19 protein-coding genes are annotated in these 25,971 nt (G+C 66.1%); 10 read left to right on the forward strand and 9 right to left on the reverse strand.

Features of this window, described 5'->3' with window-relative positions; genetic code table 11:
* Positions 1-89 precede the first annotated feature (89 nt).
* From RZV17_RS15305 to RZV17_RS15330, 6 genes are all read left to right on the forward strand, one after another.
* Positions 90-2,525: a TonB-dependent receptor gene (locus tag RZV17_RS15305; protein WP_355604708.1), complete on the forward strand. Its 2,436-nt coding sequence runs from the start codon at positions 90-92 to the stop codon at positions 2,523-2,525.
* Between the two features lie 200 nt (positions 2,526-2,725).
* On the forward strand, positions 2,726-3,484 hold the full coding sequence (otsB, locus tag RZV17_RS15310) for a trehalose-phosphatase (RefSeq protein WP_179455706.1): 759 nt from the start codon (positions 2,726-2,728) through the stop codon (positions 3,482-3,484).
* Positions 3,485-3,529: 45 nt separating this feature from the next.
* Entirely contained in the window at positions 3,530-5,308 is a 1,779-nt protein-coding gene (locus tag RZV17_RS15315; protein WP_355604713.1) for a glycoside hydrolase family 15 protein, read from the forward strand.
* Positions 5,305-6,672 carry an alpha,alpha-trehalose-phosphate synthase (UDP-forming) gene (otsA, locus tag RZV17_RS15320; protein WP_039405569.1) on the forward strand — a complete coding sequence of 456 codons (1,368 nt, stop codon included), beginning with the start codon at positions 5,305-5,307 and terminating at the stop codon, positions 6,670-6,672. The genes RZV17_RS15315 and otsA overlap by 4 nt, the downstream gene beginning before the upstream one ends.
* Positions 6,673-7,381: 709 nt before the next feature.
* Positions 7,382-9,817, forward strand: a complete 2,436-nt coding sequence (locus RZV17_RS15325; protein WP_355609415.1) for a membrane-bound PQQ-dependent dehydrogenase, glucose/quinate/shikimate family — start codon at positions 7,382-7,384, stop codon at positions 9,815-9,817.
* 837 nt (positions 9,818-10,654) lie between these two features.
* The gene (locus RZV17_RS15330) at positions 10,655-12,523 is read left to right on the forward strand and encodes a methyl-accepting chemotaxis protein (RefSeq protein ID WP_355604716.1); all 1,869 of its coding nucleotides are present in this window, start codon (positions 10,655-10,657) and stop codon (positions 12,521-12,523) included.
* Positions 12,524-12,961: 438 nt separating this feature from the next.
* On the opposite strand, the gene RZV17_RS15335 is transcribed toward RZV17_RS15330, so the two are convergent.
* The 4 genes from RZV17_RS15335 to rluD form a co-directional block, all read right to left on the reverse strand.
* Positions 12,962-13,345, reverse strand: a complete 384-nt coding sequence (locus RZV17_RS15335; RefSeq protein WP_355609418.1) for a thiol-disulfide oxidoreductase DCC family protein — start codon at positions 13,343-13,345, stop codon at positions 12,962-12,964.
* A 97-nt stretch (positions 13,346-13,442) separates the two neighbouring features.
* Positions 13,443-13,949: a DUF4166 domain-containing protein gene (locus RZV17_RS15340; protein ID WP_104579918.1), complete on the reverse strand. Its 507-nt coding sequence runs from the start codon at positions 13,947-13,949 to the stop codon at positions 13,443-13,445.
* A gap of 20 nt (positions 13,950-13,969) precedes the next feature.
* Positions 13,970-14,785, reverse strand: coding sequence for a peptidoglycan editing factor PgeF (pgeF, locus tag RZV17_RS15345; protein ID WP_355604720.1), 816 nt, complete (start codon positions 14,783-14,785; stop codon positions 13,970-13,972).
* A 1-nt stretch (position 14,786) separates the two neighbouring features.
* Positions 14,787-15,782 carry a 23S rRNA pseudouridine(1911/1915/1917) synthase RluD gene (rluD, locus tag RZV17_RS15350; protein ID WP_355604723.1) on the reverse strand — a complete coding sequence of 332 codons (996 nt, stop codon included), beginning with the start codon at positions 15,780-15,782 and terminating at the stop codon, positions 14,787-14,789.
* 120 nt (positions 15,783-15,902) lie between these two features.
* On the opposite strand from rluD, the gene RZV17_RS15355 reads away from it, so the two are divergent.
* A complete protein-coding gene (locus RZV17_RS15355; RefSeq protein ID WP_104579921.1) occupies positions 15,903-16,784 on the forward strand; it encodes an outer membrane protein assembly factor BamD in 882 nt (293 codons plus the stop codon).
* A gap of 147 nt (positions 16,785-16,931) precedes the next feature.
* Here the strand turns inward: RZV17_RS15355 and RZV17_RS15360 are convergent, their stop codons facing one another.
* From RZV17_RS15360 to sucC, 5 genes are all read right to left on the reverse strand, one after another.
* Positions 16,932-18,572: an NAD+ synthase gene (locus RZV17_RS15360; protein ID WP_355604726.1), complete on the reverse strand. Its 1,641-nt coding sequence runs from the start codon at positions 18,570-18,572 to the stop codon at positions 16,932-16,934.
* 1 nt (position 18,573) lies between these two features.
* Positions 18,574-18,966 (reverse strand): endonuclease domain-containing protein, encoded by a 393-nt coding sequence (locus tag RZV17_RS15365; protein ID WP_355609421.1) that lies wholly within the window; start codon positions 18,964-18,966, stop codon positions 18,574-18,576.
* 257 nt (positions 18,967-19,223) lie between these two features.
* The gene (locus tag RZV17_RS15370; protein WP_355604729.1) at positions 19,224-19,670 is read right to left on the reverse strand and encodes a hypothetical protein; all 447 of its coding nucleotides are present in this window, start codon (positions 19,668-19,670) and stop codon (positions 19,224-19,226) included.
* A 69-nt stretch (positions 19,671-19,739) separates the two neighbouring features.
* A complete protein-coding gene (sucD, locus tag RZV17_RS15375) occupies positions 19,740-20,615 on the reverse strand; it encodes a succinate--CoA ligase subunit alpha (RefSeq protein ID WP_005921370.1) in 876 nt (291 codons plus the stop codon).
* Positions 20,616-20,639: 24 nt separating this feature from the next.
* A complete protein-coding gene (sucC, locus tag RZV17_RS15380) occupies positions 20,640-21,809 on the reverse strand; it encodes an ADP-forming succinate--CoA ligase subunit beta (RefSeq protein WP_039405518.1) in 1,170 nt (389 codons plus the stop codon).
* 232 nt (positions 21,810-22,041) lie between these two features.
* On the opposite strand from sucC, the gene RZV17_RS15385 reads away from it, so the two are divergent.
* The 3 genes from RZV17_RS15385 to RZV17_RS15395 all read left to right on the forward strand — a co-directional run bounded on the left by RZV17_RS15385 (position 22,042) and on the right by RZV17_RS15395 (position 25,596).
* On the forward strand, positions 22,042-23,655 hold the full coding sequence (locus tag RZV17_RS15385; protein WP_047695066.1) for a PAS domain-containing sensor histidine kinase: 1,614 nt from the start codon (positions 22,042-22,044) through the stop codon (positions 23,653-23,655).
* An 88-nt stretch (positions 23,656-23,743) separates the two neighbouring features.
* Positions 23,744-23,980, forward strand: a complete 237-nt coding sequence (locus RZV17_RS15390; RefSeq protein ID WP_355604732.1) for a hypothetical protein — start codon at positions 23,744-23,746, stop codon at positions 23,978-23,980.
* 221 nt (positions 23,981-24,201) lie between these two features.
* On the forward strand, positions 24,202-25,596 hold the full coding sequence (locus RZV17_RS15395) for a sigma-54 dependent transcriptional regulator (protein WP_355604735.1): 1,395 nt from the start codon (positions 24,202-24,204) through the stop codon (positions 25,594-25,596).
* Positions 25,597-25,971 lie beyond the last annotated feature (375 nt).

Consider the following 25,971-nt stretch of genomic DNA (forward strand, 5'->3'; position numbering starts at 1 on the left):
CCGGATGAATGTGGACAATCCGACCCCTTTGCGCCCCAGCCCGGCCGGATGCCAACCGCGTGGCGCGTTGCAGTTGCAGGAGAGAGAGCATGACCCGCCCCACCCTATTGGTGATCGGCCTGGCAGTGGCCGCAGCACTGAGCGCCAATGCGCAGGCCCAGCAGGCCGACCCCGGCGCCACCACCCTGGACACCGTGATCGTCACCGGTACCCGGGCCAGCGACCGCACCGTGCTGGAATCGACCGTGCCGGTGGACGTGCTCACCGCCGAAGACATCCGCAAAGCCGGCGTGGTCAACGGCGAACTGGGCAGTGCGCTGCAGGCGCTGCTGCCCTCGTTCAATTTCCCGCGCCAGTCCAACTCCGGCGGCGCCGACCACATCCGCGCCGCCCAGCTGCGCGGGCTCTCGCCCGACCAGGTGCTGGTGCTGGTCAACGGCAAGCGCCGCCACACCTCGGCGCTGGTGAACACCGACAGCAAGATCGGCAAGGGCACCACGCCGGTGGATTTCAATTCCATCCCGATCAACGCGATCAAGCGCATCGAAGTGCTGCGCGACGGCGCCGGCGCGCAATACGGCTCCGACGCCATTGCCGGGGTGATCAACGTGATCCTGGACGACAACCCCGAGCGCGGCGAGCTGGAAGCCAGCTTCGGCGCGTACAACACCGATGTGGAGCCGATCAATCGCCGCGTCACCGACGGCCAGACCAGCTACGCCAGCGCCAAGGTCGGCTCGCTGCTCGGCGATGACGGCGGCTTCTTCAAGGTGGGCCTGGAGCTGAAGAATCGCGAGGCGACCAACCGCGCCGGCTTCGATCAGATCCCGCCGTTCGAGGAGCAGACCCCGGCCAACCTGGCGCTGGCCGGGCAGCGCAATTACGTGCTCGGCGACGGCGCCACCAAGGGCTTGAACGCCTGGCTCAACACCAAGGTCCCCTTCAGCGACAGCGGCGAGTTCTACGCCTTCGGCACCTACAACCAGCGCGACACCGAAGGCGCCAACTACTTCCGTTACCCGGACAGCAGCGCCAACTGGCGCGAGATCTACCCCAACGGCTACCGGCCGATTTCCGAAGGCGAAAACCGCGACCTGCAGATCGTCGCCGGTGCGCGTGGGCAGTGGGGCAACTGGGACTATGACGCCAGCGTCAACCATGGCCGCAACGATTTCACCTACCGCCTGCGCAACTCGCTCAATGCCTCGCTCGGCCCCACCAGCACCACACGCTTCAAGACCGGCGACTTTGCGTTTTCGCAGACGGTGGGCAACCTGGACCTGACCCGCGTGTTCGATGCGGCCGGCGGCACCCATACCTTCGGCACCGGCGCCGAGTTCCGCCGCGAGCAATACCGCACCCATGCCGGCGACCCGGCCAGCTACGCCGCCGGCCCGTTCACCGACCGTCCCACCGGCTCGCAGGCCGGCGGCGGGCTCACCCCGCAGGACGAAGCCGACCTGTCGCGCAACGTAGCCAGTGCCTACGCCAACGTGTCCAGCCAGTTCGGCGAGAAGTTCTCTACCGATCTGGCCGGCCGCTACGAGCATTACCAGGATTTCGGCAGCCAGTGGACCGGCAAGCTGGCCGCGCGCTATGCGTTCGCCCCGGCGTTTGCGCTGCGCGGCGCCATCTCCAACAACGTGCGTGCACCCTCGCTCAGCCAGATCGGCTACGAAGCCACCTCCACCGGCTACGATGCCGCCGGCCGCCTCACCCAGGGCCGCCTGCTGTCGGTCAACAACCCCATCGCCCGCGCGCTCGGCGCCACCGACCTGAAGCCGGAAAAGTCCGTCAATTACAGCCTGGGCTTCACCAGCAAGCTGGGCGATCACTTCGACCTGTCGCTGGACTTCTTCCAGATCGATATCGACGACCGTATCGCGCTGTCCGAAGACATCACCGGCGATGCGCTGACCAGCTTCGTGCAGCAGAATTTCGGCGTCACCGGCGTGCAGAGCGCGAGCTACTTCCTCAATGCCGCCGACACCCGCACCCGCGGCGCCGAGCTGGTCGCCAACTGGCGCCAGTACGCCTTCGGCGGCGACCTGCTGCTCACCGGCACCTACAGCTACGCCAAGACCGAACTGGAAAACATCATCGCCACCCCGGCGCAGGTGCTGGCGTTGAACCCGGAGTACGTGCTGTTCGGCGTGGAAGAAAGCAATACGCTCACCGATGCCGCACCGCGCACCCGTGCCGCGCTCGCTGCCAACTGGAGCAACGAACGCTGGAACCTGCAGACGCGCGTCAACCGCTACGGCAGCGCGACGCGTGTGTTCGACTTCGGCGGCGGCTTCGTGCCGCGCCAGACCTACGGCGCCGAATGGCAGCTGGACCTGGAAGCCGAATATCACCTGGGCACGCACTGGACGCTGGCTATCGGCGGGCAGAACATCCTGGACAACTATTCGGACCGCTCCATCGACGACATCGCCTACTTCGGCAACCTGCCCTACGACGTGCTCTCGCCGATCGGCAGCAATGGCGCGTACTGGTATGGGCGGGTGCGGTACTCGTTCTGAGCAAGAGCGTTAAGCCCCTCTCCCCTCGGGAGAGGGGTTGGGGTGAGGGTACGGGGGCGAAGCCCTTACGGCGTTCAAACTGCGCGAGGCTTCGCACGTACCCTCATCCGCCCCTTCGGGGCACCTTCTCCCGATGGGAGAAGGATGGCAGCCGCCGTTGCATAACCTGAATATCACACTGCCTTGCGCACACTAGCGCGATGGCAGACGTGCACTCCCCCCTTCCCTCGCCGCCATTGCTGGACGATGCCTGCGCATTGTTTCTGGACGTGGACGGTACTCTCATCGACTTTGCCGACAGCCCCGAGGCTGTTCGGCTGCTGCCCGAGGTCCGCGAGGCCATCGGGCGCCTGAGCGACCGCCTCAACGGTGCGGTGGCGCTGGTCAGCGGCAGACCGCTGTCGCAGCTCGACGCCTTGTTCGCGCCGCTGGTGCTCCCGGCTGCCGGCCTGCACGGGCATGAACTGCGCAGCGATGTCGATGCGCGCGCCGCGATGCCACAGGACACCTCCGCCTTTCTGCATGGCCTGCATCAGCGGGCCGCTGCACTCACGCACACGCACACGGGCGTCCTGGTCGAAGACAAGGGCGTCAGCGTGGCCTTGCATTGGCGCGCGCAACCGCTTGCCGGCCCCGACGTGCTGGCATTTGCGCAGCAGGAAATCGCCCAGCTGCCCGGCTATCGCCTGCAGCCCGGAGACCATGTCGTCGAGTTCGTGCCCGAAGGCAGCAACAAGGGCCTGGCCGTCGAACAGCTGATGCAGCAAGGCGCCTTCGCCGGCCGCACCCCGGTGTTCGTCGGCGACGACCTCACCGACGAATTCGGCTTCGAGGCGGCCAATCGCCTGGGCGGGTGGAGCGTGCTGGTCGGCGATCGTGCGCAGACCAGCGCGCGCTTCCGCGTTGCAGGTACCGCCGCCGTGCACGCCTGGCTGCAACACAACGCGCGCACCGCATAACCGCAGGCGCGCCTCCTTTCGTCACTACAGGAACGTTTGCACTTCATGACCGAGCCAAACCTGGATCTGGGCGTCATCGGCAATTGCAGCTTTGGCGCATTGGTCGATCGGCGGGCACGCGTGGTATGGAGCTGTCTGCCCGCCTTCGATGGCGATCCGGCCTTTTGCACGCTGCTCTCGCCCAAGACCGAAGGCGGCGACTTTGCCGTGGAGCTGGAAGACTTCGCCAGCAGCGAGCAGCACTACCTGCCCAATACCGCCGTCTTGCGCACCGTATTGCGCGATCGCCACGGCGGCGAGGTGGAAGTCATCGACTTCGCTCCGCGCTGGCGCAATAACGGCCGTTTCTATCGGCCGGTCAGCATCATCCGGCAGATCCGCCCGCTGGCCGGCAACCCGCGCATCGTGGTGCGCGCGCGCCCGCTGGCCGACTGGGGCGGCCGCATGCCGGACACCACCTGGGGCAGCAACCATATCCGCTGGGTGTTGCCGGAGTTCACCCTGCGCCTGACCACCGACGTGCCGGTACGCTTCGTCCGCGACGGGCTGCCGTTCGTGCTCAGCCATCCGGTGAGCCTGGTGCTGGGCGTGGACGAATCGCTGACCCGCTCGCTCACCGGCTATGTGCAGGAAGCGCAGGAACGCACCGAAGAATACTGGCGCGAATGGGTACGCTATCTGTCCATCCCGCTGGACTGGCAGGAAGCGGTGATCCGCAGCGCCATCACGCTCAAGCTGTGCCAGTACGAAGACAGTGGCGCCATCATCGCCGCAATGACCACCTCGATTCCGGAAGCGCCCAATACCCCGCGTAATTGGGACTACCGCTACTGCTGGCTGCGCGATGCCGCCTTCGTGGTGCGTGCACTCAATCGGCTCGGCGCCACCCGCACGATGGAGCAGTTCATCGGCTACATATTCAACATCGCCACCAGCGACGGCACCATGCAGCCGCTGTACGGCATCGGCTTCGAGTCGCAGCTGGAAGAGCATGAAGTCGACACCATGGACGGTTACCGCGGCATGGGTCCGGTGCGACGCGGCAACTTGGCCTGGATCCAGCAGCAGCACGATGTCTACGGCAGCGTGGTGCTGGCCTCCACCCAGCTGTTCTTCGACCTGCGCCTGAAGGACCAGGGCGATGCCGACACCTTCCGCCGGCTGGAGCCGCTGGGCGAGCGTGCCTACGCGCTGCACAACGTGCCCGATGCCGGCTTGTGGGAATTCCGCGGCCGCGCCGAAGTGCACACCTATACCGCCGCGATGTGCTGGGCTGCGTGTGACCGCCTGTCCAAGATCGCCGACCGATTGGTGCTGCCGGAGCGCGTGGCGTACTGGCGCGAACGCGCCGACAGCATCCGCGAACGCGTGTTGACCGAGGCGTGGAGTGACGAACACGGCCATTTCACCGATACCCTCGGCGGCCATCGGCTGGATGCCTCGTTGTTGCTGCTGGCCGATATCGGCATCGTGGCCAACGACGACACCCGCTTCGTGCGCACGGTCGAAGCCGTTGGCCGCGTGCTCAAGCATGGCGATGCGCTGTACCGCTATATCGCACCGGATGACTTCGGTGAGCCGGAAACCAGCTTCACCATCTGCACGTTCTGGTACATCGATGCGCTGGCCGCGATCGGGCGCAAGGACGAGGCGCGTGAATTGTTCGAGCGCATCCTCTCGCGCCGCAATCACCTCGGCTTGCTGTCGGAAGATCTATCGTTCGAAGACGGCGAAGCCTGGGGCAACTTCCCTCAGACCTATTCGCATGTCGGTTTGATCATCGCAGCGATGCGCTTGTCGCGGAGCTGGCAGGAGGCGTCATGAGTCGTTTGGTGGTGGTATCCAATCGTGTTGCAGTGCCTGGCGAAAATCGCGCAGGCGGTCTGGCGGTCGGGTTGTTGGCAGCGCTCAAGGAGCGCGGCGGCGTGTGGTTCGGCTGGAGCGGCAAGACCGTGCGCGGCGACAGCGGCGGCATGCACGAGCAGACCGAAGGTGACATCAAGTTCGTCACCATGGACCTCAACAAGCGCGACATCGATTCGTACTACAACGGCTTCGCCAATCGCACGTTGTGGCCGCTGCTGCACTTCCGCCTGGACCTGGTCGATTACGACCGCGCCACGCGCGAAGGCTATATGCGCGTCAACCGCCTGTTTGCGGAAAAACTGGCGCCGTTGCTGAAAGACAGCGACACCTTGTGGATCCACGATTACCACATGATTCCGCTGGGCGCGATGCTGCGCGAGCTGGGAGTGGGCTGCAAGATGGGCTTCTTCCTGCACGTGCCGATGCCCTCGGCCGACCTGGTGCAGGCCATGCCCGATCACGCGCGCCTGTTCAGCACCTTCTATGCCTACGATCTGGTCGGCTTCCAGACCCAGCGCGATGCAGAACGCTTCAAGGCCTATGTGCGCCTGTTCGGCGGCGGCCGCATCCTGGAAGGCGATCTGGTGGAAGGTCCAGGCGGGCGCCGCTTCACCGCATCGTCGTTCCCGATCGGCATCGACACCGATCTGATCGCCACCCAGGCCAAGGCAGCGGTCGGCAAGCAGGCGGTACGCGACCTGCGCGAGAGCCTGCGCGGTCGGCAGCTGGCCATCGGCGTGGATCGGCTGGACTATTCCAAGGGCCTGCCGGAACGCTTCCAGGGATTCGAGCGCTATCTGGAGCGCTATCCGGACCAATCCGGCAGCCTCACCTATCTGCAGATCGCACCGGTGTCGCGCGGCGATGTGGCCGAATATCGTCAGTTGCGCGGGCAGCTGGAACAGATTGCCGGACATATCAACGGTGGGCATGCGGGCCCGGACTGGACGCCGTTGCGCTACGTCAACCAGAACTTCAGCCATGCCACCCTGACCGGCTTTTATCGCGCCGCGTCGGTGGGTCTGGTCACACCGCTGCGCGATGGCATGAATCTGGTCGCTAAGGAATTCGTCGCGGCGCAGGATCCGGAAAACCCCGGCGTGCTGGTGTTGTCGCTATTGGCAGGTGCAGCCGACGAGATGAAGGAAGCGCTGCTGGTCAACCCGCACGATCTGGACGGTGTGGCCGATGCAATCGCGACAGCGGCCAGCATGCCACTGGCAACGCGCATCGAGCGGTGGCGCGCGATGATGGATCATCTGCGCAAGAACAACATCAACGATTGGCGCCAGCGTTATCTGCAGGCCCTGGCCGACGTCTGACCTCTCTTCCTGCAGCTGAAAGCACTGCAGGGCCGATAAGGGGCGAAAGTGCTGTTGCGGCGTTGCAGCGGAGCCCGCGCTATTTGCCATCCGCTGCACGACACGCACGCGATACCGCTCCCTTCTCCTCCGGGAGAAGGTGCCCGATGCGATAGCGCTCCCTTCCCCCACCGGGAGAAGGAGCCCGATGCGATACCGCTCCCTTCTCCCACCGGGAGAAGGTGCCCGAAGGGCGGATGAGGGTACGGTTGAAGAAGGCCCCCGACGGTTGTCGCCAAAACGCGACAACCCGGCGCCCCAAACATGACCACCGCCGGATCAAACGATTCGACGCCTTCCCGACGCTGGTGCTATAGCCAGCGATGCTTGCAGCCACCATCCCCGCAGTAGGCACTGGTCATCAACCCGATGCGTGCCCACACCGCGTTGGGAGCTTCGACTTCCATGCAAATCCGTTGCACCGGGCGTGCAGGTTGGAACGGTGGTTCCCATTCCGTCACGGACAGGCAGCGCGTGGAGGTCTAAAATATTCACATGAGTAGCGCTGAGGACCCTGGGAGGGGCTGCGCGTTCATATCCAGGTCGCCGGCAGCCCTGTGCCAACGGGCGACCTCTCTCCCTCCACGACTTGTCGCCCGGTGCGGCCCCAAGTCCTTCCTGACATCTCAAAATGACTGATCAATCCTCAAAACGTGGGCTAGGCACCTGGTTGCTGGTGGCCTATGCGGTGGTGATCGCCGTGCTCGGTGCGGTGCTCGCCTACGAAGGCGGCCGCCTGGTGGCCGTCGGTGGTTCCTGGTACTACCTGCTCGCGGGCATCGCCCTGCTGGCGGCCGGTGTGCTGCTGGCACTGGGCAAGCGCGCCGGCCTGTGGCTGTTTGGCGCCACGCTGGCTGCAACGATCGCCTGGGCGCTGTGGGAAGTGGGCCTGGACGGCTGGGGCCTGGTCCCGCGTCTGGCCTGGATTTCGGTACTAGGCCTGGTGCTGCTGCCGTTCTGGGGCGTGGCGCGTCGCCGCATGCAGCCGTTGTCCGGTGTCGGCTACGCCATTGTCACCGGCGTGCTGCCGTTGCTGGGCGCCGGCCTGATCCTGTGGCCGCTGTTCCTGCCGCGCAATGTCGAGCTGGCCGACGCCTCCAAGCAGGCCGCCAACCCGACCGCCTTCAGCCGCGGCAGCGTGCCCAGCCCGGATGGCAATGTGGCGGCCAACCACGACGCCAGCAACTGGACCGCCTATGCCGGCTCCAATCTGTCCAACCACTACACGCCAGGCGCCCAGATCACCCCGGACAACGTCAAGAACCTTAAGATTGCCTGGGAGTTCCACACCGGCGACCTGAAGCCGAAGGACTCCAAGCTGGGCTACGCCTTCCAGAACACCCCGCTCAAGGTCGGCGACCTGCTCTACATCTGCACGCCCACCCAGAAGGTGATCGCGGTGGAAGCCGCCAACGGCAAGGAGCGCTGGCGCTTCGATCCGCAGACCAATCCCAAGGCGATGGCTGGCGTGGCCGCCACCACCTGCCGTGGCGTGTCGTACTACCAGGCGCCGGAAGGCACCGCCGAGTGCCCGACGCGGATCTTCTGGCCGATGGTCGATGGCCGCCTGGGTGCGCTGGACGCGCAGACCGGCAAGCTGTGCGCCAGCTTCGGCAACAACGGCTATGTGGATCTGAATGCCGGCACCGGCAACACCAAGCCGGGCTTCGTCGGCCCGACCTCGCCGCCGGTGGTGATGCGCGGCGTGGTGATCCAGCCGACCGGCCAGGTGCGTGACGGCCAGGAAGGCGATGCACCGTCGGGCGTGGTGCGCGGCTTCGATGCGCTCACCGGCCAGCTGCGCTGGGCCTGGGACCTGGGCAACCCGGCAATCACCGCCGAGCCGCCGGCCGGCCAGACCTACACCCGCTCGACCCCGAACGTGTGGTCGCTGATGGCCGCCGACGACGAGCTGGGCCTGGTCTACCTGCCCACCGGCAATGCCTCCGGCGATTTCTTCGGCAAGGGCCGCACCCCGCAGGACGAGGAATACACCGCCTCGCTGGTTGCGGTGGATGCCGCCACCGGCAAGGAGCGCTGGCACTTCCGCACCGTCAACCACGACCTGTGGGATTACGACATCGGCCCGCAGCCGAACCTGGTCGACTGGCCGGTGGCTGGCGGCGGCACGCGTGCTGCGGTGATCCAGGCCACCAAGTCCGGCCAGGTCTTCGTGCTGGACCGCGCCACCGGCGAGCCGATCATGCCGGTCAAGCAGATCCCGGTGCCGCAGGGCACCGATCATGGCGACTGGACCGCTGCCACCCAGCCGATCTCGCCGGGCATGCCCAATACCGTGGGCGCGCCGAGCCGTGAGTTCGAAACCATCATCGAATCCGATGCCTGGGGCATGACGCCGTTCGACCAGCTGGCCTGCCGTATCCAGTTCAAGCAACTGCGCTACGAAGGCATGTTCACCCCGCCGACCCTGCAGGGCTCGCTGGCCTTCACCGGCAATCACGGCGGCATCAACTGGGGCGGCGTCTCGGTCGATCTGCAGCGCGGCATCATGGTGATGAACAGCAATCGCCTGCCCTACACCCTGCAGGTCTACACCCGCGAAAAGATGGACGAGCTGGGCGTGGTGTCGGTGTTCGACGGCAAGAGCAAGACGCCGGGCTACATGGCGCAGAAGGGTCTGGCCTACGGCGCCCGCAAGGAGCCCTGGATGTCGCCACTCAACACGCCGTGCGTGGCACCGCCGTGGGGCTATATCGCCGGCGTGGACCTGCGTACCCAGCAGGTGTTGTGGCGCCGTCCGCTGGGCACCGGTTACGACCAGGGCCCGATGGGCATCCCGTCCAAGACCAAGTTCGAGATCGGCACGCCCAACAACAGCGGCTCGCTGACCACCGCTGGCGGCGTGACCTTCATCGGCGCGACGCTGGACGATTTCCTGCGCGGCTTCGACACCCGCACCGGCAAGCAGGTCTGGGAGACCCGCGTGCCGGCCGGCCCGCAGGCGGCCCCGCTGAGCTACACCATCGATGGCAAGCAATACATCGTGGCCGCCGTGGGTGGGCACGACCGCATGGAAACCAAGTCCGGCGACAGCGTGATCGCCTGGGCGCTGCCGGACGATGCGCCGGCCGCGCCGGCGAAATAAGCGCCTGCCGGACGATGCAGTGACACACAAGCCGGCCGTCGTGAGACGGCCGGTTTTTTTGTGGGTCTGGCGCACCGAGCGGATGCATTGCTTCATGGGCTCGGGTGCCAGAGCAGCGCGCCATGCAATCTTCCCGACCTCTTTCTGGCGGGTGGGCCTTTGCACGTTGCCGCGCAGCAGTTGCAGGCCCCGGCGACGCAAGGTCGGCTGCATGTCGCCGCTCCTGTAGGCATTGGGTGGCACCGCCGTCGCATCTCCGCCAGCAGGAACCGCCCTGCCCGTCGCCCCGGTCGATGCAGTGCCAGGCGCGATGGCTGCAGGCGCAATGCAGCCTGTTGCCAGCCGCAGGTCAGGCGCTTGGCGCGCTCCGGCTCATCCCTGCACCTCGCCCCCGATTCAGCGGACCGATACGTTGCCGTATCCGCATCGGGCGTCGGGTACGCACCGCTGCCGCGTCACAAGCCGGTCGGCACTACCGGGCCACGCACTGCAAGCGCTGCAGGAATGTGGCTAGACCGATCCAAGCGCGCGGCTACACCATCAACGATGCTCTGCCGGACGATATCGAACGGCACGGAGCGACATCGTGATTTCACCCGATATTTACATTTTGATGTTATCGCAAACACATCCCCCGTCCGCTGCTGCGGCCTCGACAATGACTGAAACCGCTTCCAAATCAAGGAGTTCCAGCACTTTACGGTTTGCTCGGCCTTATTCCGACAAACGGTACCTTCACGCCATCATGATTCGAGCTCAGCCGCCGATACCCCCCTTGCAGCCACGCACTGCCGGACACCGATCCATTCCCTCAGATCACCTAGTTGGACTCAGCCTATGTCGCCTTCACATGATGCCGCCCACGTTGCCCGCCCATCGGCCGGCCCCGACGTCGCGCGCACCCGCTGGGCTGCCGGGCTGCCCGCCGCTGCGCAGATCGGCTTGCTGGCCTTGCTGACGCTCTACGCCGCCACGCTGGTGCCCGGCGGTCTGGCAAGCGCCCTGGCAAAGCTGCTCCCCGCGCTGTTGGTGCTGGGCGCGGCCAGCGCCGGCTTGTGGTGGTGGGCGCGACGTCGCAGCAACGTGCAGCTGCAACAGGCCGTGCGCGCGGTCATCGCAATCGGCGAAGGCCGCTTCCACCGCCTGAACCTGCGCAGCGCCTCCGGCGAACTCGCGCCGCTACTGCATGCCTTGCAGGACACCCAGGACAAGCTCGCCATCCGCCTCGATGTGATGGAACAGGGCCTGCGCCACGGCCAGTTCGTGATCAAGGCTCTCGACGATCTGGACACCATGATCCGCATCGCCGACGACGACGGCCAGGTGCTGTTCGCCAACCGCAAACTGCTCGCGATGCTCAAGCTGATCGAGCCGGACGTGCAGAGCTTCCGCCCCAGCTTCCACGCCGAAGGCTTCGTTGGCGGCAGCATTGGCGACATCTATCCGGATAGCCAGGCCGCGATCGACCGCATGCGTGCGTTGACTGCCTCCAAGGCCGTGCGTGCGCCGTTCTTCGGCCGTCAGATCGACTTCGTGTACAGCCCGATCATCGCGGCCGACGGCGCCAAGCTCGGCACCATTGCGCAGTGGATGGACGTCACCGCACAGGTCAACGCCGAGCAGGCGCTGATCCAGATCATCGATGCCGCCGCAGCCGGCGATTTCAGCCGGCGCATGCAGATCAATGGCATGGACGGGGTGTTGCTGTCTTTGGCGCAGGGCATCAACCGCATCTACGACTCGGTGGAAACCCACCTGGCCGCGTTGGCGCGCGTGATCGGCGCGCTGGCCGAAGGCGACCTCACCCAGCGCGTGGAGGGCGACGCGCACGGCATCTTTGCGCGCCTGCGCGACGACACCAATCAGACCGTAAGCCGCCTGACCGAGATCATCGGCGGCATCCAGACCGCGTCCGACACCATCCGCCAGGCCGCGGTGGAAATCGCCGCCGGCAATACCGACCTGTCCGAGCGCACCGAACAACAGGCCGCCAACCTGGAAGAAACCGCCAGCTCCATGGAGGAGCTCACCTCCACCGTGAAGCAGAACGCCGAAAGCGCGCTGCAGGCCAATCGCCTGGTCTTGGGCACCGGTGATGTCGCCCAGAGCGGCGGCCAGGTGATGGACGACGTAGTCGCCACCATGAGCCAGATCAGCACCGCCTCGCGCAAGATCGGCGAGATCATTGGCGTCATCGACGGCATCGCGTTCCAGACCAATATTCTGGCGCTCAACGCCGCGGTGGAAGCTGCGCGCGCCGGCGAACAGGGCCGCGGCTTTGCAGTGGTGGCCTCGGAAGTGCGTGCCCTGGCGCGGCGCTCGGCCGATGCCGCCAAGGAGATCAAGACGCTGATCGCCGATTCCACCGACAAGGTGGAACTGGGCTCGGGCCTGGTGCACCGCGCCGGCGCGACCATGCGCGAGATCGTCGGCTCGGTCAAACACGTCACCGCCATCATGAGCGAGATCACCTCGGCCAGCGCCGAGCAGTCCAGCGGCATCGAGCAGGTCAACCGCACCGTGGCGCAACTGGACGAAGTGACCCAACGCAACGCCGCGCTGGTGGAAGAAGCCACCGCTGCCGCGCGCAGCCTGGAAGAGCAGGCAGTGGAACTGGCCGATGCGGTGTCGATCTTCCGCCTGCAGGCCGCGCACAGCAGCAACCCGAAAGCAGTGCGCGCAAGCTTCAAACACGCAGCCGCGTAAACCGCCGTCACCCCACGCGCAGAATCACCGTAGGAGCGCACCCGGGCGCGACCAAGCTTTCCCGGTAATGCCGCATCGCGCCCAGGTGCGCTCCTACACCAGACTGACGTGCCTGTCCGCCACCACAGATCCAACGCACGCGGCCGAACAGCACTCCGTATCAACAAGCCATCATAGAAATCAGCGCGCAGTCGTAGGAGCGCACCCGGGCGCGACGGAGCTTTATCGGTAATGCCCGATCGCGCCCAGGTGCGCTCCTACACCAAACAGGCGTGCCTGTCCGCCACCACAGATCCAACGCACGCGGCGAACAGCACTTCGTATCGACAAGCCATCATAGAAATCAGCGCGCAGTCGTAGGAGCGCACCCGGGCGCGACGGAGCTTTATCGGTAATGCCTGATCGCGCCCAGGTGCGCTCCTGCGCCTAGCTGGGGCGCTAGTCCAGAAACCGCTCGCGCTGCTGCGGGGTCGGCAGCATGCAGTGTTCGGTGCGACCGAACCAGCGGTAGCGGTTGCGTGCGATCAGGCGGTAGCCGATGTCGCGCACACCGCGCGGCAGCACGCGCGCCAGCGTGGCCAGCCGCCAGAAGCCGCCCAACCCGGACAGCACCCGCACGATCGCGTCGCTGTCGGTCCACGCACCGTCGGCATCCACCAGCAGGAACGACAGCGGGTCGTCCGGATCCAGCCCGTGCTGCTGCAACAACGCGCGCCCGGCCTGGCCCTGCATCGCCGCAAAGCGATAGCGCCCGCGTCGATCGTGGCGCAACAGAAATTTGACCCAGCCGTTGCAGAGCAGGCACACGCCATCGAACACGATGGTTGCGGGCGCAGCGCGTGGCTCCCCGCCGGGCGGCGCCCCACGAGGCGGCTCCGGGCACGCCGGCTCCAGGTGGGTGCGTTCAACGCCCGGTGGATCAACGCGGTTCAAGCCAGCCCTCGTAGCGAATGAACGGCCCCACCAGCGGCAGGTGCACGTCGACGAAAAATCCGTAGCGGCCGGTGTCGGCATGCTCGCGGCAGCGCACCTGCTCGAACCAGCGTGCAGGCAGCGGAATCCAGCCAAACGCCCACACGCCGGTCGCCTGCCAGTACAACGCATCGGCATCGGCGTGCAGCGCGAACTCGAACCGGACCGCGCCAAGGTGCTCGCGCAGTGCGCGGCCATGCCGCCATAACCTCGAATGCATCGGCAGGCCGTCAAACCGGCGATGCCAGCGCTCGCCCTGTGCATCGACCAGAAACTCCACGTCCACCGCGACCGTGCCGCTGCGTGGCAAGCGGCTCAGCAGCGCCAGCAACGGCACCAGGGCATGGCGCCCGCGCTGGATCTGCGCCCTGCCGGCGAAGGTCTGGCGCTGCTGCACCGAATGCAGCGCCCGCACCGGCGCGGGCAATTGCGCGAATGCGGTCTGGCCCAGCACCTGCGCGAACAGTGGCGTGCTCAGGGCGCGATCCAGGCCAGCGTGGCCATGCGCCCGCTGCGGCGATCGCGGCGATGCGAAAAAAAGCGCCCGGCATCGGCAATTGTGCACAGCCCGCCGCCATGAATCGCCGCAACCGGCACGCCGGCACGCTGCAGGCGCTGCCGCGCAAGCGCATACAGATCCACCCGCCAATGGCCCGGACGGGTAGCGACAAACGCCACCTGCGCCTGCGCGTCGTCGCCGACGAAGGCGTTGAACACGTCTTCGCCGATCTCGTACATGTCTGGCCCTGCCGCCGGTCCCAGCCACGCCATGACCTGTGCTGCAGGCGTGCGCATGGCGGCCACGCTGCGCTCCAGCATGCCGTCGGCCAGCCCGCGCCAACCCGCATGGGCGGCAGCCACCTCGCTGCCATCCCGCGCAGCCAGCACCACCGGCAGGCAATCGGCGGTCAGGATCGCCAGCACCACGCCCGGCACCGCGGTCACCGCCGCATCGGCGCTGGGCTCGTGCGCGCCCGGCACTGCATCGCCGCCGCCCCCTGGCTGCGCCACCAACCCGGGCGGCGGCGTCTCCACCCGCAAGACCTCGACACCGTGCACCTGCCGCAACCACCACGGCGCGCTGGGCAAGGCCAGCGCATCCGCCAGCAGCGCCCGATTGCGTTGCACCCGCTCGGGCGCATCGCCCTGGGCACTGCTGCGGTTGCCCAGATTGAGCGTGTCGAACGGGGGCTCCGATTCGCCCAGGCCGTAGCGCAAGGTGGTCAGGGCCCGGATGCGCGGGGGCGCCGGCCAGTCGGCGGGCAGGACGAACGGCGCGGACACGGTCACTTCAGCGACGCGCCAGTTCGGCCGCGCGTGCGCTGTCCTCGCGCAGGGCAGTCATCAGGCGCTGCAGATCGGCCGGCACCGGCGCGGTGGCGCGCACCGGCTGGCCGCTGACCGGATGCAGGAATTCCAGGGTTTCGGCGTGCAACGCCTGCCGCTTGAAGGTCCGCAGCTCGTGCACCAGCGCGTCGGTGGCCCCCTTGGGCAGCTTGAGCGCGCCGCCGTACAGCGGGTCGCCGACGATCGGCGATTTCAGGTGGGCCATGTGCACACGGATCTGATGGGTGCGCCCGGTTTCCAGACGGCATTCCAGCGCGGTATGCGCCCGGAAGCGCTCCCGCAGGCGGTAATGGGTGACCGCATCGCGGCCGTCGTCGCGCACGGCCATCTTCAGGCGATCACGCGGATGGCGGTCGATCGGCGCATTGGCGGTGCCGCCGGACACCAGCGCACCGACCACCACCGCCAGATACTGGCGATGCACATCGCGCGCAGACAGCTGCTCCACCAGCGCGGTCTGCGCCTGCACGGTGCGCGCCACCACCATCACGCCGCTGGTATCCTTGTCCAGGCGGTGCACCACACCGGCGCGCGGCACCGCCGACAGCGCCGGGTCGCGGAACAGCAGCGCATTGACCAGGGTGCCGTCCGGGTTGCCCGCGCCCGGATGCACCACCAGGCCGGCCGGCTTGTCGATCACCAGCACCTGGTCGTCCTCGTACAACACGTTCAGCGGGATGTCCTGCGGCACGGCGTGGGTCTGGGTTTCCAGCACCACCTGCAGCTGCACGCTCTCGCCGCCGCGCAGGCTGTCGCGCGGACGCGCGATTTCGCCATCCAGCAACGCGTCGCCGGACTTGATCCACTCCGCCAGCCGCGAGCGCGAGAATTCGGGAAACAGCTCGGCCAGCACCGCATCGAAACGGCGCCCTGCGGCGCTGTCGGGCACGGTGGCCTGACGGATGGACGGGTCGGTGAAGTCGGCAGAGGGGTCGGACATGGACACGGGCACTCAGGCAAAAACGGGAATTTGGGGGTCCGGACGGCAGGAGTCAGTCGCCGGACAGGCCACTAGGCTATCATCGCGCTTTCGTTTTCCTGATGCGTCCTGCCCAGACCCATGATCCGACGGTCCACGTTTTCCGCGCCTGCGCGCCTGATTGCCCTCATGCTGGTCATGGCGTTCGTCGTCACCGGCTGCCACCGCGGCGCCAAGGACAAGAATCCCGACGAGGGCATGCCGGTCGAGCAGCTCTATGGCAAGGGCCATGGTCTGATGGAGAAAGGCAACTGGGCCGGCGCCGAAGCCAGCTACAAGCGGCTGATCGCCCAGTACCCGTATGGGCCCTACACCGAGCAGGCGATGATCGAAACCGCCTACGCGCAGTACAAGGCCGGCAAGCACGACGACACCGTTTCCAGCGTCGACCGCTTCATCCGGACCTACCCGACCCATCGCAACATCTCGTATCTGTACTACCTGCGCGGGCTGGCCAACAGCAACCGCGACACGGTGTTCCTGCGCCGGGTGTGGTCGCTGGACCCGAGCCGCCGCGACCTGTCCTCGCCGCAGCAGGCCTACAACGATTTCAACACCGTCACCGACCGCTACCCGAACAGCCGTTACGCCGCCGATGCGCGCAAGCGCATGATCGAGCTGCGCGACATCTTCGCCCAGCATGAGCTGGACAACGCGCTGTATTACCTGCGCCGCAACGCGTGGGTGTCGGCGGCCGGCCGTGCCAACTACCTGCTGGAAACCTACCCGCAGAGCGCCTATCAATACGATGCGGTCGCCGTGCTGGCCGAGGCCTACACGCACCTGGGCAACAAGACCCTGGCCGCCGACGCACGCCGCGTGCTCGAGCTCAACAGCCCGCAGCACCCGTGGCTGACCGGCAACTGGCCGAAGTACCCCTGGGCCATCCGCAAGCTCAACCCGTTCGCCGGCGAGAAGTCCGCCGCCACCGGGCAGCGCAACGCACAGATGAATCGCGACTGAGATCTTCGACCGTCGCGTGAAGGACAACAAGGGGCCGCAAGGCCCCTTTGTTTATTGGGCAGGTCCTGCCGGCGTGAGGGAAGCCGCCCGCCACGCGCGCGCCGGCAACCAGTTCTACGACATTGCCGCAACGGGGCCTTGGGAGCGTTACTGCCCGCTATAGCCGTTGGTGATCGGGTAGCGCCGCTCGCGCCCGAACGCACGCCGCGATACCTTCGGCCCCGGCGCAGCCTGGTGACGCTTCCACTCGTTCAGCCGCACCAGGCGTAGCACGTGCTCCACCGTGTCGGCCGCGTATCCGGCGGCGACGATGTCATCGCGCGACTGTTCCTGATCGACATAGCGATACAGGATGCCGTCCAGCACGTCGTACGGCGGCAATGAATCCTGGTCGGTCTGATTGTCGCGCAGCTCGGCCGAGGGCGGGCGCGCGATCACCGCCGGCGGAATCACCGGCGCGCCGCCCACGGTATTGCGCCATTTGGCCAGGCCAAACACTTCGGTCTTGTACAGGTCCTTGAGCGGGGCATAGCCACCGCACATGTCGCCGTAGATGGTGGCGTAGCCCACCGCGTATTCGCTCTTGTTGCCGGTGGTCAGCAACAGCCCGCCGAACTTGTTGGACAACGCCATCAGGATCACGCCGCGGCTGCGCGACTGCAGGTTTTCTTCGGTGATGTCCGGCTGGGTGCCTTCGAACATCGGCCCCAGCGCGGCGAGCAGCCCCTCGAACGCCGGCGCGATCGCGATGGTTTCCAGCTTGACGCCCAGCGCGCGACATTGCTCGTCGGCAAGATCGTTGGACAGGTTGGCGGTATACCGCGACGGCAGCCGCACCGCGGTCACGTTCTCCCCGCCCAGCGCATCCACCGCCATCGCCAGCACCAGCGCCGAATCGATGCCGCCGGACAGGCCCAGCCACACCTTGCTGAAGCCGTTCTTGCGGCAATAGTCCTGCAGCCCGCGCACCACCGCACGCCACGCCAGCGCGTCCATGCTTTCGTCGCCGTCGTCCACCCACACCACCGGGGTGAAGCTGCGCTCGCCGGCCGCGTAGTCCACCACCAGCCATTGATCCACAAACGCGGCAGCGGCCGGGTGCACGGTACCGTTGCCATCGGCCACCACCGACGCGCCGTCGAACACCAGCGCATCCTGTCCGCCGACCACGTTGAGGTAGGCAATCGCCGCCCCGCTCTCGCGGGTGCGCTCGGCCAGCAGCGCATCGCGCTGGGCATGCTTGCCGCGCTCGTACGGCGAGGCGTTGGGCACCAGCACCAGCTCGGCACCGGCCTGCACCGTCTTGGCCAGCGGCTCGGCGAACCACAGGTCCTCGCAGATCACCACGCCCACCTGCACGCCCTTGACCGTGACCACGCAGCTGTCGCCATCCGGATCCACGTCGAAGTAGCGACGCTCGTCGAAGACCGCATAGTTGGGCAATTCGCGCTTGCGGTAGGTCGCCTCGATGCGCCCGTCGCGCAACACGCTGGCGGCGTTGTAGACCACGCTGCCGGCACTCTGCGGCCAGCCGACCACCGCCACAACCCCGCGCGTGCTGGCGGCGATGCGCGCCAGCGCTTCCTCGCAATGGGCCAGAAAACCGGGCCGCAGCAGCAGATCTTCCGGCGGGTAACCGCTGATCGCCAGCTCGGGAAACAGCACGATGTCCGCATCGAACTCGTCGCGTGCGGCTGCGATGAAGTCGATGATGCGATCGGTGTTCTGGGCCACCGCGCCGACCGGGAAGTCGAACTGGGCCATGGCGATGCGGAGCGTCTGGGACATGTCAACGGCCTTGTGCGTGTGTTTTCCGAAGCACGGAAGCGGGAAGGAAGGAGCGAGCCGCAAGCAGACCCCGCGCGATCATCTCGCAGACGTCGTCGCCGCTGGCCAGAACTGCATTATTCCAGAAGCGCAGCACCTGGAAGCCCTCGCAGCGCAGGAAGGCATCGCGCGCGGCGTCCGCGCCGGGCAGCAGGTGCTGGCTACCGTCTATTTCGACGATCAATGCCCGGGCGAGGCAGACGAAATCGACGATATAGGGCCCTACCGGAAACTGACGCCGGAACTTGAAGCCGAGCAGGCGTCGATCTCGCAACCGATACCAAAGCGCGCGCTCGGCGGCGGTCATTTCACGACGCAGGTGCTTGGCGAATCCGGTCTTGGCGGCGTGGCGCATGGACATTTCCGGCAGGAGGATGGCCAAGGTGGCTTGCACCGCCCGGGTGGCGCTATCGGTGTTGATGGCGCTTTGGCGTGGGAGATCGCCGCGTGGGAGGCGCCCTCACCCCTACCCCTCTCCCGCAAGCGGGAGAGGGGATGTCGCAGCCGGCGGGGGGTTGAGCTGCGAAAGTTGCGTGGCCGTGACGTGCTCTGTCTATCAAGCAGGCAACGATCGGCCCGGCATTTCTTGGACCATGATCCCAGCAGCATCTCCTAATTCTTGCTCTTGCTCTTGCTCTTGCTCTTGCTGTTGCTCTTGCTGTTGCTCTTGCTGTTGCTCTTGCTGTTGCTCTTGCTCTTGCTGTTGCTCTTGCTGTTGCTCTTGCTGTTGCTCTTGCTGTTGCTCTTGCTGTTGCTCTTGCTGTTGCTCTTGCTGTTGCTCTTGCTCTTGCTGTTGCTCTTGCTGTTGCTCTTGCTGTTGCTCTTGCTGTTGCTCTTGCTGTTGCTCTTGCTGTTGCTGTTGCTGTTGCTGTTGCTCTTGCTCTTGCTGTTGCTCTTGCTCTTGCTCTTGCTCTTGCTCTTGCTCTTGCTGTTGCTCTTGCTGTTGCTCTTGCTGTTGCTCTTGCTCTTGCTGTTGCTGTTGCTGTTGCTCTTGCTCTTGCTCCCTTCTCCCGCATGCGGGAGAAGGTGCCCGAAGGGCGGATGAGGGAACGCTTCCAAACACCCACAAAAAAGGCCGCCCGAAGGCGGCCTCTCTAACGCTCACACGCGTACGCGCGCGGGACGTGCTTACTTCACCAGCGCAGCGATCGCCGCACCCAGATCGCCCGGCGAACGGACGGTCTTGACGCCGGCGGCTTCCATCGCCGCGAACTTGCCTTCGGCAGTGCCCTTGCCGCCCGATGCGATCGCACCGGCGTGGCCCATGCGCTTGCCGGCCGGCGCCGAGGCACCGGCGATGAAGCCGACGACCGGCTTCTTGACGTGGTTCTTGATGTACTCGGCACCGGCTTCCTCGGCGTCGCCACCGATTTCGCCGACCATGATGATGCCTTCGGTCTGCGGGTCTTCGTTGAACAGCTTGAGGCAGTCGACGAAGTTCAGGCCGTTGATCGGATCGCCACCGATGCCGATGCAGGTGCTCTGGCCCAGGCCCACTTCGGTGGTCTGCTTGACCGCTTCATAGGTCAGCGTGCCCGAACGCGACACGATGCCGATCTTGCCCGGCTTGTGGATGTGGCCCGGCATGATGCCGATCTTGCATTCGCCCGGGGTGATCACGCCGGGGCAGTTCGGCCCGATCAGCACGGTGTCCGGATGCGAGCGGGTCAACACGTTCTTGACGCGCAGCATGTCCAGCACCGGGATGCCTTCGGTGATGCACACGATGACCTTGATACCGGCCGCCGCCGCTTCCAGGATCGCATCGGCCGCATACGGCGGTGGCACGTAGATCACCGATGCATCGGCGCCGGTGGCCTCGACCGCATCGGCAACGGTGTTGAACACCGGCAGATTGATATGGGTGGTGCCGCCCTTGCCGGGCGTCACGCCGCCGACGACCTGGGTGCCGTACTCGACCATCTGAGTGGCGTGGAAGGTACCCTGCTGGCCGGTGAAGCCCTGCACGATCACCTTGGTGTTCTTGTTAATCAAAACGGACATGGATAGTTCCTTCGGTGTCGTGAATCAGGCGGCGTTCTTGACAGCTTCGACGACCTTCTTGGCACCGTCGTTGATGTTGTCGGCCGGGATGATGGCCATGCCGCTGTCGCGCAGCAGCTGCTTGCCTTCTTCCACGTTGGTGCCTTCCAGGCGCACCACGACCGGAACCTTGACGCCCACTTCCTTGACCGCGGCGATGATGCCTTCGGCAATCATGTCGCAGCGGACGATGCCGCCGAAGATGTTGACGAAGATGCCTTCGACCTTGTCCGAGGACAGGATCAGCTTGAACGCTTCGATGACGCGCTGCTTGTTCGCACCGCCGCCCACGTCCAGGAAGTTCGCCGGCTCTCCGCCATTGAGCTTGATGACGTCCATGGTGGCCATGGCCAGGCCTGCGCCGTTGACCATGCAACCGATGTTGCCGTCCATGGTGACGTAGTTGATGTCCAGCTCCGAAGCGGTCACTTCGGTCTCGTCTTCCTGCGTCTTGTCGCGCATGGCGACCAGCTGCTTCTGACGGAACGCGGCGTTGTCGTCGCTGTCGAACTTGCCGTCCAGCGCGTACAGGTTGCCGTCGTCCAGGATCGCCAGCGGGTTGATTTCAACCAGCGCCAGGTCCTTTTCGTTGAACAGGCGGTACAGGTTCACCATGATGCTGGCGAACTGGCCGGCCTGCTTGGCGTTCAAGCCGAGCTTGAAGCCAAAATCGCGGCCGTGGTAGCCCTGCACGCCTTCGACGAAATCGACGTTGAGCGAGTGGATCAGCTCCGGCGTTTCGGCCGCGACCTGCTCGATCTCCACACCACCCTCGGACGAGGCGATATAGGTGATGGTCTTGGTGCCGCGGTCGACCAGGATCGACAGGTACAGCTCCTTGACGATCTCGCCGGCGGTGGTCACCAGCACCAGGTTGATCGGCAGCTCGACGCCGGCGGTCTGATAGGTCGACATCTTGGTGCCGAGCATCTTGGCCGCTGCGGCCTTCACATCGTCGGTGGTCTTGCAGAACTTGACGCCGCCAGCCTTACCGCGGCCGCCCGCGTGGATCTGCGCTTTCACCATCCAGGGGCCCTGGCCCAGGGAATTGGCGACTTCAACCGCTTCGTCCGGGGTCGCCGCGACCTTGCCGGCCGGAACGGGGATGCCGTACTCGGCAAGCAGCTGTTTTGACTGGTATTCGTGGAAATTCATGCGTCACCGTGGGAAAAGGAAACGACCGCTGCGTGCAACGCAGTCCGCCTAGGCGGCACGTCATGGGACGCGAACGGGCCGCCTATTGTGGCCGACCACGCCGTGCGGCGCAAAATTCGCCGGAATTGGCCGTGCAATCGCACAGCTTGCGCGCCGCCCGGCAATGTGCGCACACGCTATGCAGACCGCCGCACCTGCCTATACTCGCGGCTTGTTACGGCGGGGAATCGGCTTGGCATCCAGCGCATCGCTCATCGACCGGATCCAGTCCGCGCCGCAGCGCGAGCTGTACTTCTTCTCGCTATACCGGGTGCTGGTGGCCGGCCTGATCGCCGCGCTGGTGTTCAGCCCCCTGTCCGACGCCATCCCGGAGCCGCGCTACCCCCGGCTGGGCGCGGCGGTGGCGATCGGCTACCTGTGCCTGGCCATCCCGCTCCTGTTCTGGGGCCGCAACGAACGCCGGCTGACCGCCACCGTCCTGTGTGCGGTGATCGCCGATATCCTGGCCGCGACCCTGGCCACGCATGCCCTGCCTGGTGCCAGTGCGGGCATCGCGATGATGCTGCTGTTCAACGTGGCGGCCGCCTCGATCCTGCTGCGGCTGCGTTACGGCATGGGCATCGCGGTGCTCGCCAGCAGCGGCATGGTGCTCGAATACCTGTGGACGTTGCTCGAAGGCGGCGGCGCCACCCGGCCGCTGGCCGAGCTGGCCATGTTCGCCACCAGCTATGTGGCGGTGGCCTTCATCTGCGAGCAGATCGCCTCGCGCGCGCGCAGCAACCAGGTGCTGGCCGAAGAACGCGGCGCGCAGGTCGCCAACCTGTACGAGATCAACGAACTGATCATCCGGCGCATGCGTACCGGAGTGCTGGTGGTGGATGCGCACAATCACATCAGCCTGGCCAACGAAGCGGCGCTGGCGCTGCTGGGCGATGGCGACCAGCGCAAGGCACCGACCGACCTGTCGCTGGCCGCGCTCACCCCGGAACTGGCGCGCCGGCTGCAACGCTGGCGCAGCGGCTGGCGGCAGGAGGAAGCGCCACTGCAGCTCGGCGCCGATCGCCCCGAGGTGCAGCCACGTTTCGTCCGCCTGCTGGCCGACAGCGACCTGGTGCTGGTGTTCCTGGACGATGCCACGGTGGTCTCGCGCCGCGCCGAATCACTGACCCTGTCGGCGATGGGCCGCTTCTCTGCCAGCCTGGCGCACGAAATCCGCAACCCGCTGGCGGCAATCAGCTACGCCTCCCAGCTGCTGGAAGAATCGCCGGACATCGGCGACGCCGACCGCCGGCTGCTGCAGATCATCCACCAGCAGTGCCAACGCACCAACGGCATCGTCGAAAGCGTGCTCGGCCTGGCCCGGCGCGAACGCGCCAGCCCGGAGAATCTGGACCTGGCCGCGTTCGTGCGTCGCTTCGTGGTCGAGTACCGGCAGACGCTATCGATGGAAACCGACATCCTGGAAGCCAGCATCCAGGGCAGCTCGGTGCATGCCCTGGTGGACCCCAAGCATCTGCACCAGATCCTCACCGCCCTGGTCCACAACGCCCTCAAATACGGGCGGGTGCTGGACGAACCGGCGCGGGTCAAGCTGCGCGTCGAACGCCTGGAGCGCACCGCAGTGATCGACGTGATCGACCGCGGCCCGGGCATTCCGGAAACCGTTGCCGCACAACTGTTCCGCCCGTTCTATACCACCTCCGAACATGGCACGGGGCTAGGCCTGTACATCGCCCAGGAGCTGTGCCGCGCCAACCAGGCACAACTGGACTATGTCTCGGTGCCGGGTGGCGGCGCCTGTTTCCGGATCGTCCTGCAGGCACCCAACGGCTTGCTCGGGAAATAAGCAGGACGGTAAGGAGCGACATGCGAACGTTCGGCTGGCGGGATTGGCTGGTTCGCAGTGCCGGGCATCGTCAGTGCCGCAGGCGTCGATGGCCGCAAACGATGACTACACCTTGCCGCGTTGGGCACTTGAGCTGCAGCGATGGCCGCACCTCTCGCTGCGCCAGACTATGGCCGAAGGGCTGCCGCCCGAGCGCAGTTCGCGACAGTTGCAGCGCGTGTTGCGCACCCGGTTCCGGCGCATCCGCAAAGCGGTGATCGAGCCAGCGAGCAGAATCAGCCGCTCACCGCGGCATCGCGCGACACAGGTCCGGCCCGAATGGTGAAGCCTGAAATGACTCGCGCCCGCACGTCCCTTGCGGAGGTGGACTGACCCAGCGTTGGAAAGCACCGGCTCTTCCGCAGCGTGGGCTCTGCACACACTGCCCACGCCGCCGCCGAGTCTCACAGCGATGAAGCGCAGTCGAGCCGCGTGCACCAAGTGAATCGTTGACCCCAAGTGCGCGGCAATTGTCGATTGTTATCGCGCTGGGCTATCGTGCGCAGGATGAACGAACCCAAAAGCGCCCTGGTTGTCGATGACGAGCGAGATATCCGCGAGTTGCTTGTTCTCACCCTGGGCCGCATGGGCCTGCGCATCAGCACCGCCGCCAACCTGGCCGAAGCGCGCGAGTTACTGGCCAACAACCCGTACGACCTGTGCCTGACCGACATGCGGTTGCCCGACGGCAACGGCATCGAACTGGTCACCGAAATCGCAAGGCACTACCCGCAGACCCCGGTGGCGATGATCACCGCCTTCGGCAGCATGGACCTGGCCGTGGAAGCGCTGAAGGCCGGCGCCTTCGACTTCGTGAGCAAGCCGGTGGACATCGGCGTGTTGCGTGGCCTGGTCAAGCACGCGCTGGAATTGAACAACCGCGACCGCCCCACCCCGCCACCGCCGCCACCGGAACAGGCCAGCCGCTTGCTGGGCGATTCGACCGCGATGGAAAGCCTGCGCGCCACCATCGGCAAGGTGGCGCGCAGCCAGGCGCCGGTCTATATCGTCGGCGAATCGGGCGTGGGCAAGGAGCTGGTGGCGCGCACCATCCACGAGCAGGGCGCGCGCGCGGCCGGCCCCTTCGTGCCGGTCAACTGCGGCGCCATCCCGGCCGAATTGATGGAAAGCGAGTTCTTCGGCCACAAGAAAGGCAGCTTCACCGGCGCGCATGCCGACAAGCCGGGCCTGTTCCAGGCCGCACACGGCGGCACGCTGTTCCTGGACGAAGTGGCCGAGCTGCCGCTGCAGATGCAGGTCAAGCTGTTGCGCGCGATCCAGGAAAAGTCGGTGCGCCCGGTCGGCGCCTCGGGCGAAACCCTGGTGGACGTCCGCATCCTGTCGGCTACCCACAAGGACCTGGGCGACCTGGTCTCCGACGGCCGCTTCCGTCACGACCTGTACTACCGCATCAACGTGATCGAACTGCGCGTCCCACCACTGCGCGAACGCGGTGGCGACCTGCCGCAACTGGCCGCCGCCATCATCGCCCGGCTGGCGCATAGCCATGGCCGCCCTATCCCGCTGCTGACGCCCTCGGCGCTCGACGCGCTGGACCAGTACGGCTTCCCCGGCAACGTGCGCGAGCTGGAAAACATCCTCGAACGCGCCCTAGCCCTGGCCGAGGACGACCAGATCAGCGCCAGCGACCTGCGCCTGCCCGCCCACGGCGGCCACCGCCTCGCCGCCGCCCCCGGCAGCGCCGCCGTGGAACCGCGCGAAGCCGTCCACGACATCGACCCGGCGTCCGCCGCACTGCCTTCCTACATCGAGCAACTGGAGCGCGCCGCGATCCAGAAAGCGCTGGAAGAAAACCGCTGGAACAAGACCAAGACCGCCGCGCAGCTGGGTATCACGTTTCGGGCGTTGCGGTACAAGTTGAAGAAGCTTGGGATGGAGTAGGCGAGGCGGGAGTGGGGAGTGGGGAGTGGGGAATCGGGAATCGGGAGTGGGGAATCGGGAATCGTAAAAGCGCAGGCGCAGGCCGCAGTGGTTCCCGCGGGAGACTCCGCCATGGATCGGCTCATGCATGCATCACATCGCCGATAGCCCGCTGCAATGGTTGACGCTTATTTCAAGCAAAAAAACCTAGGACGTAAAAATCCCAGGCTTTTCCCGTTCCCCATTCCCTTCCCCGTGCCCCATTCCCATTCCCGTTACCTTCCGATTCCAATTCCCGGCCTTTAGCACTTGATCACGCGATCGATCTTGGCCACGCGGGTTACCCCGTGCGCAACCTTCATCAAAACCGACTGCCGCAGATCGCAGATCGCGGAT

This window comes from Xanthomonas cannabis (assembly GCF_040616535.1).
Taxonomy (GTDB): domain Bacteria; phylum Pseudomonadota; class Gammaproteobacteria; order Xanthomonadales; family Xanthomonadaceae; genus Xanthomonas; species Xanthomonas cannabis.

What these genes read in the sequence shown, in the direction of transcription:
- RZV17_RS15315 (WP_355604713.1), top strand. Translation starts at nt 3,530, where the DNA reads ATGACCGAGCCAAACCTGGATCTGGGCGTCATCGGCAATTGCAGCTTT.
- RZV17_RS15305 (WP_355604708.1), top strand. Translation starts at nt 90, where the DNA reads ATGACCCGCCCCACCCTATTGGTGATCGGCCTGGCAGTGGCCGCAGCA.
- RZV17_RS15355 (WP_104579921.1), top strand. Translation starts at nt 15,903, where the DNA reads ATGATCCGACGGTCCACGTTTTCCGCGCCTGCGCGCCTGATTGCCCTC.
- sucD (WP_005921370.1), bottom strand. Translation starts at nt 20,615, where the DNA reads ATGTCCGTTTTGATTAACAAGAACACCAAGGTGATCGTGCAGGGCTTC.
- RZV17_RS15360 (WP_355604726.1), bottom strand. Translation starts at nt 18,572, where the DNA reads ATGTCCCAGACGCTCCGCATCGCCATGGCCCAGTTCGACTTCCCGGTC.
- RZV17_RS15330 (WP_355604716.1), top strand. Translation starts at nt 10,655, where the DNA reads ATGTCGCCTTCACATGATGCCGCCCACGTTGCCCGCCCATCGGCCGGC.
- sucC (WP_039405518.1), bottom strand. Translation starts at nt 21,809, where the DNA reads ATGAATTTCCACGAATACCAGTCAAAACAGCTGCTTGCCGAGTACGGC.
- RZV17_RS15395 (WP_355604735.1), top strand. Translation starts at nt 24,202, where the DNA reads ATGAACGAACCCAAAAGCGCCCTGGTTGTCGATGACGAGCGAGATATC.
- rluD (WP_355604723.1), bottom strand. Translation starts at nt 15,782, where the DNA reads ATGTCCGACCCCTCTGCCGACTTCACCGACCCGTCCATCCGTCAGGCC.
- otsA (WP_039405569.1), top strand. Translation starts at nt 5,305, where the DNA reads ATGAGTCGTTTGGTGGTGGTATCCAATCGTGTTGCAGTGCCTGGCGAA.
- RZV17_RS15365 (WP_355609421.1), bottom strand. Translation starts at nt 18,966, where the DNA reads ATGCGCCACGCCGCCAAGACCGGATTCGCCAAGCACCTGCGTCGTGAA.
- RZV17_RS15390 (WP_355604732.1), top strand. Translation starts at nt 23,744, where the DNA reads ATGGCCGCAAACGATGACTACACCTTGCCGCGTTGGGCACTTGAGCTG.
- otsB (WP_179455706.1), top strand. Translation starts at nt 2,726, where the DNA reads ATGGCAGACGTGCACTCCCCCCTTCCCTCGCCGCCATTGCTGGACGAT.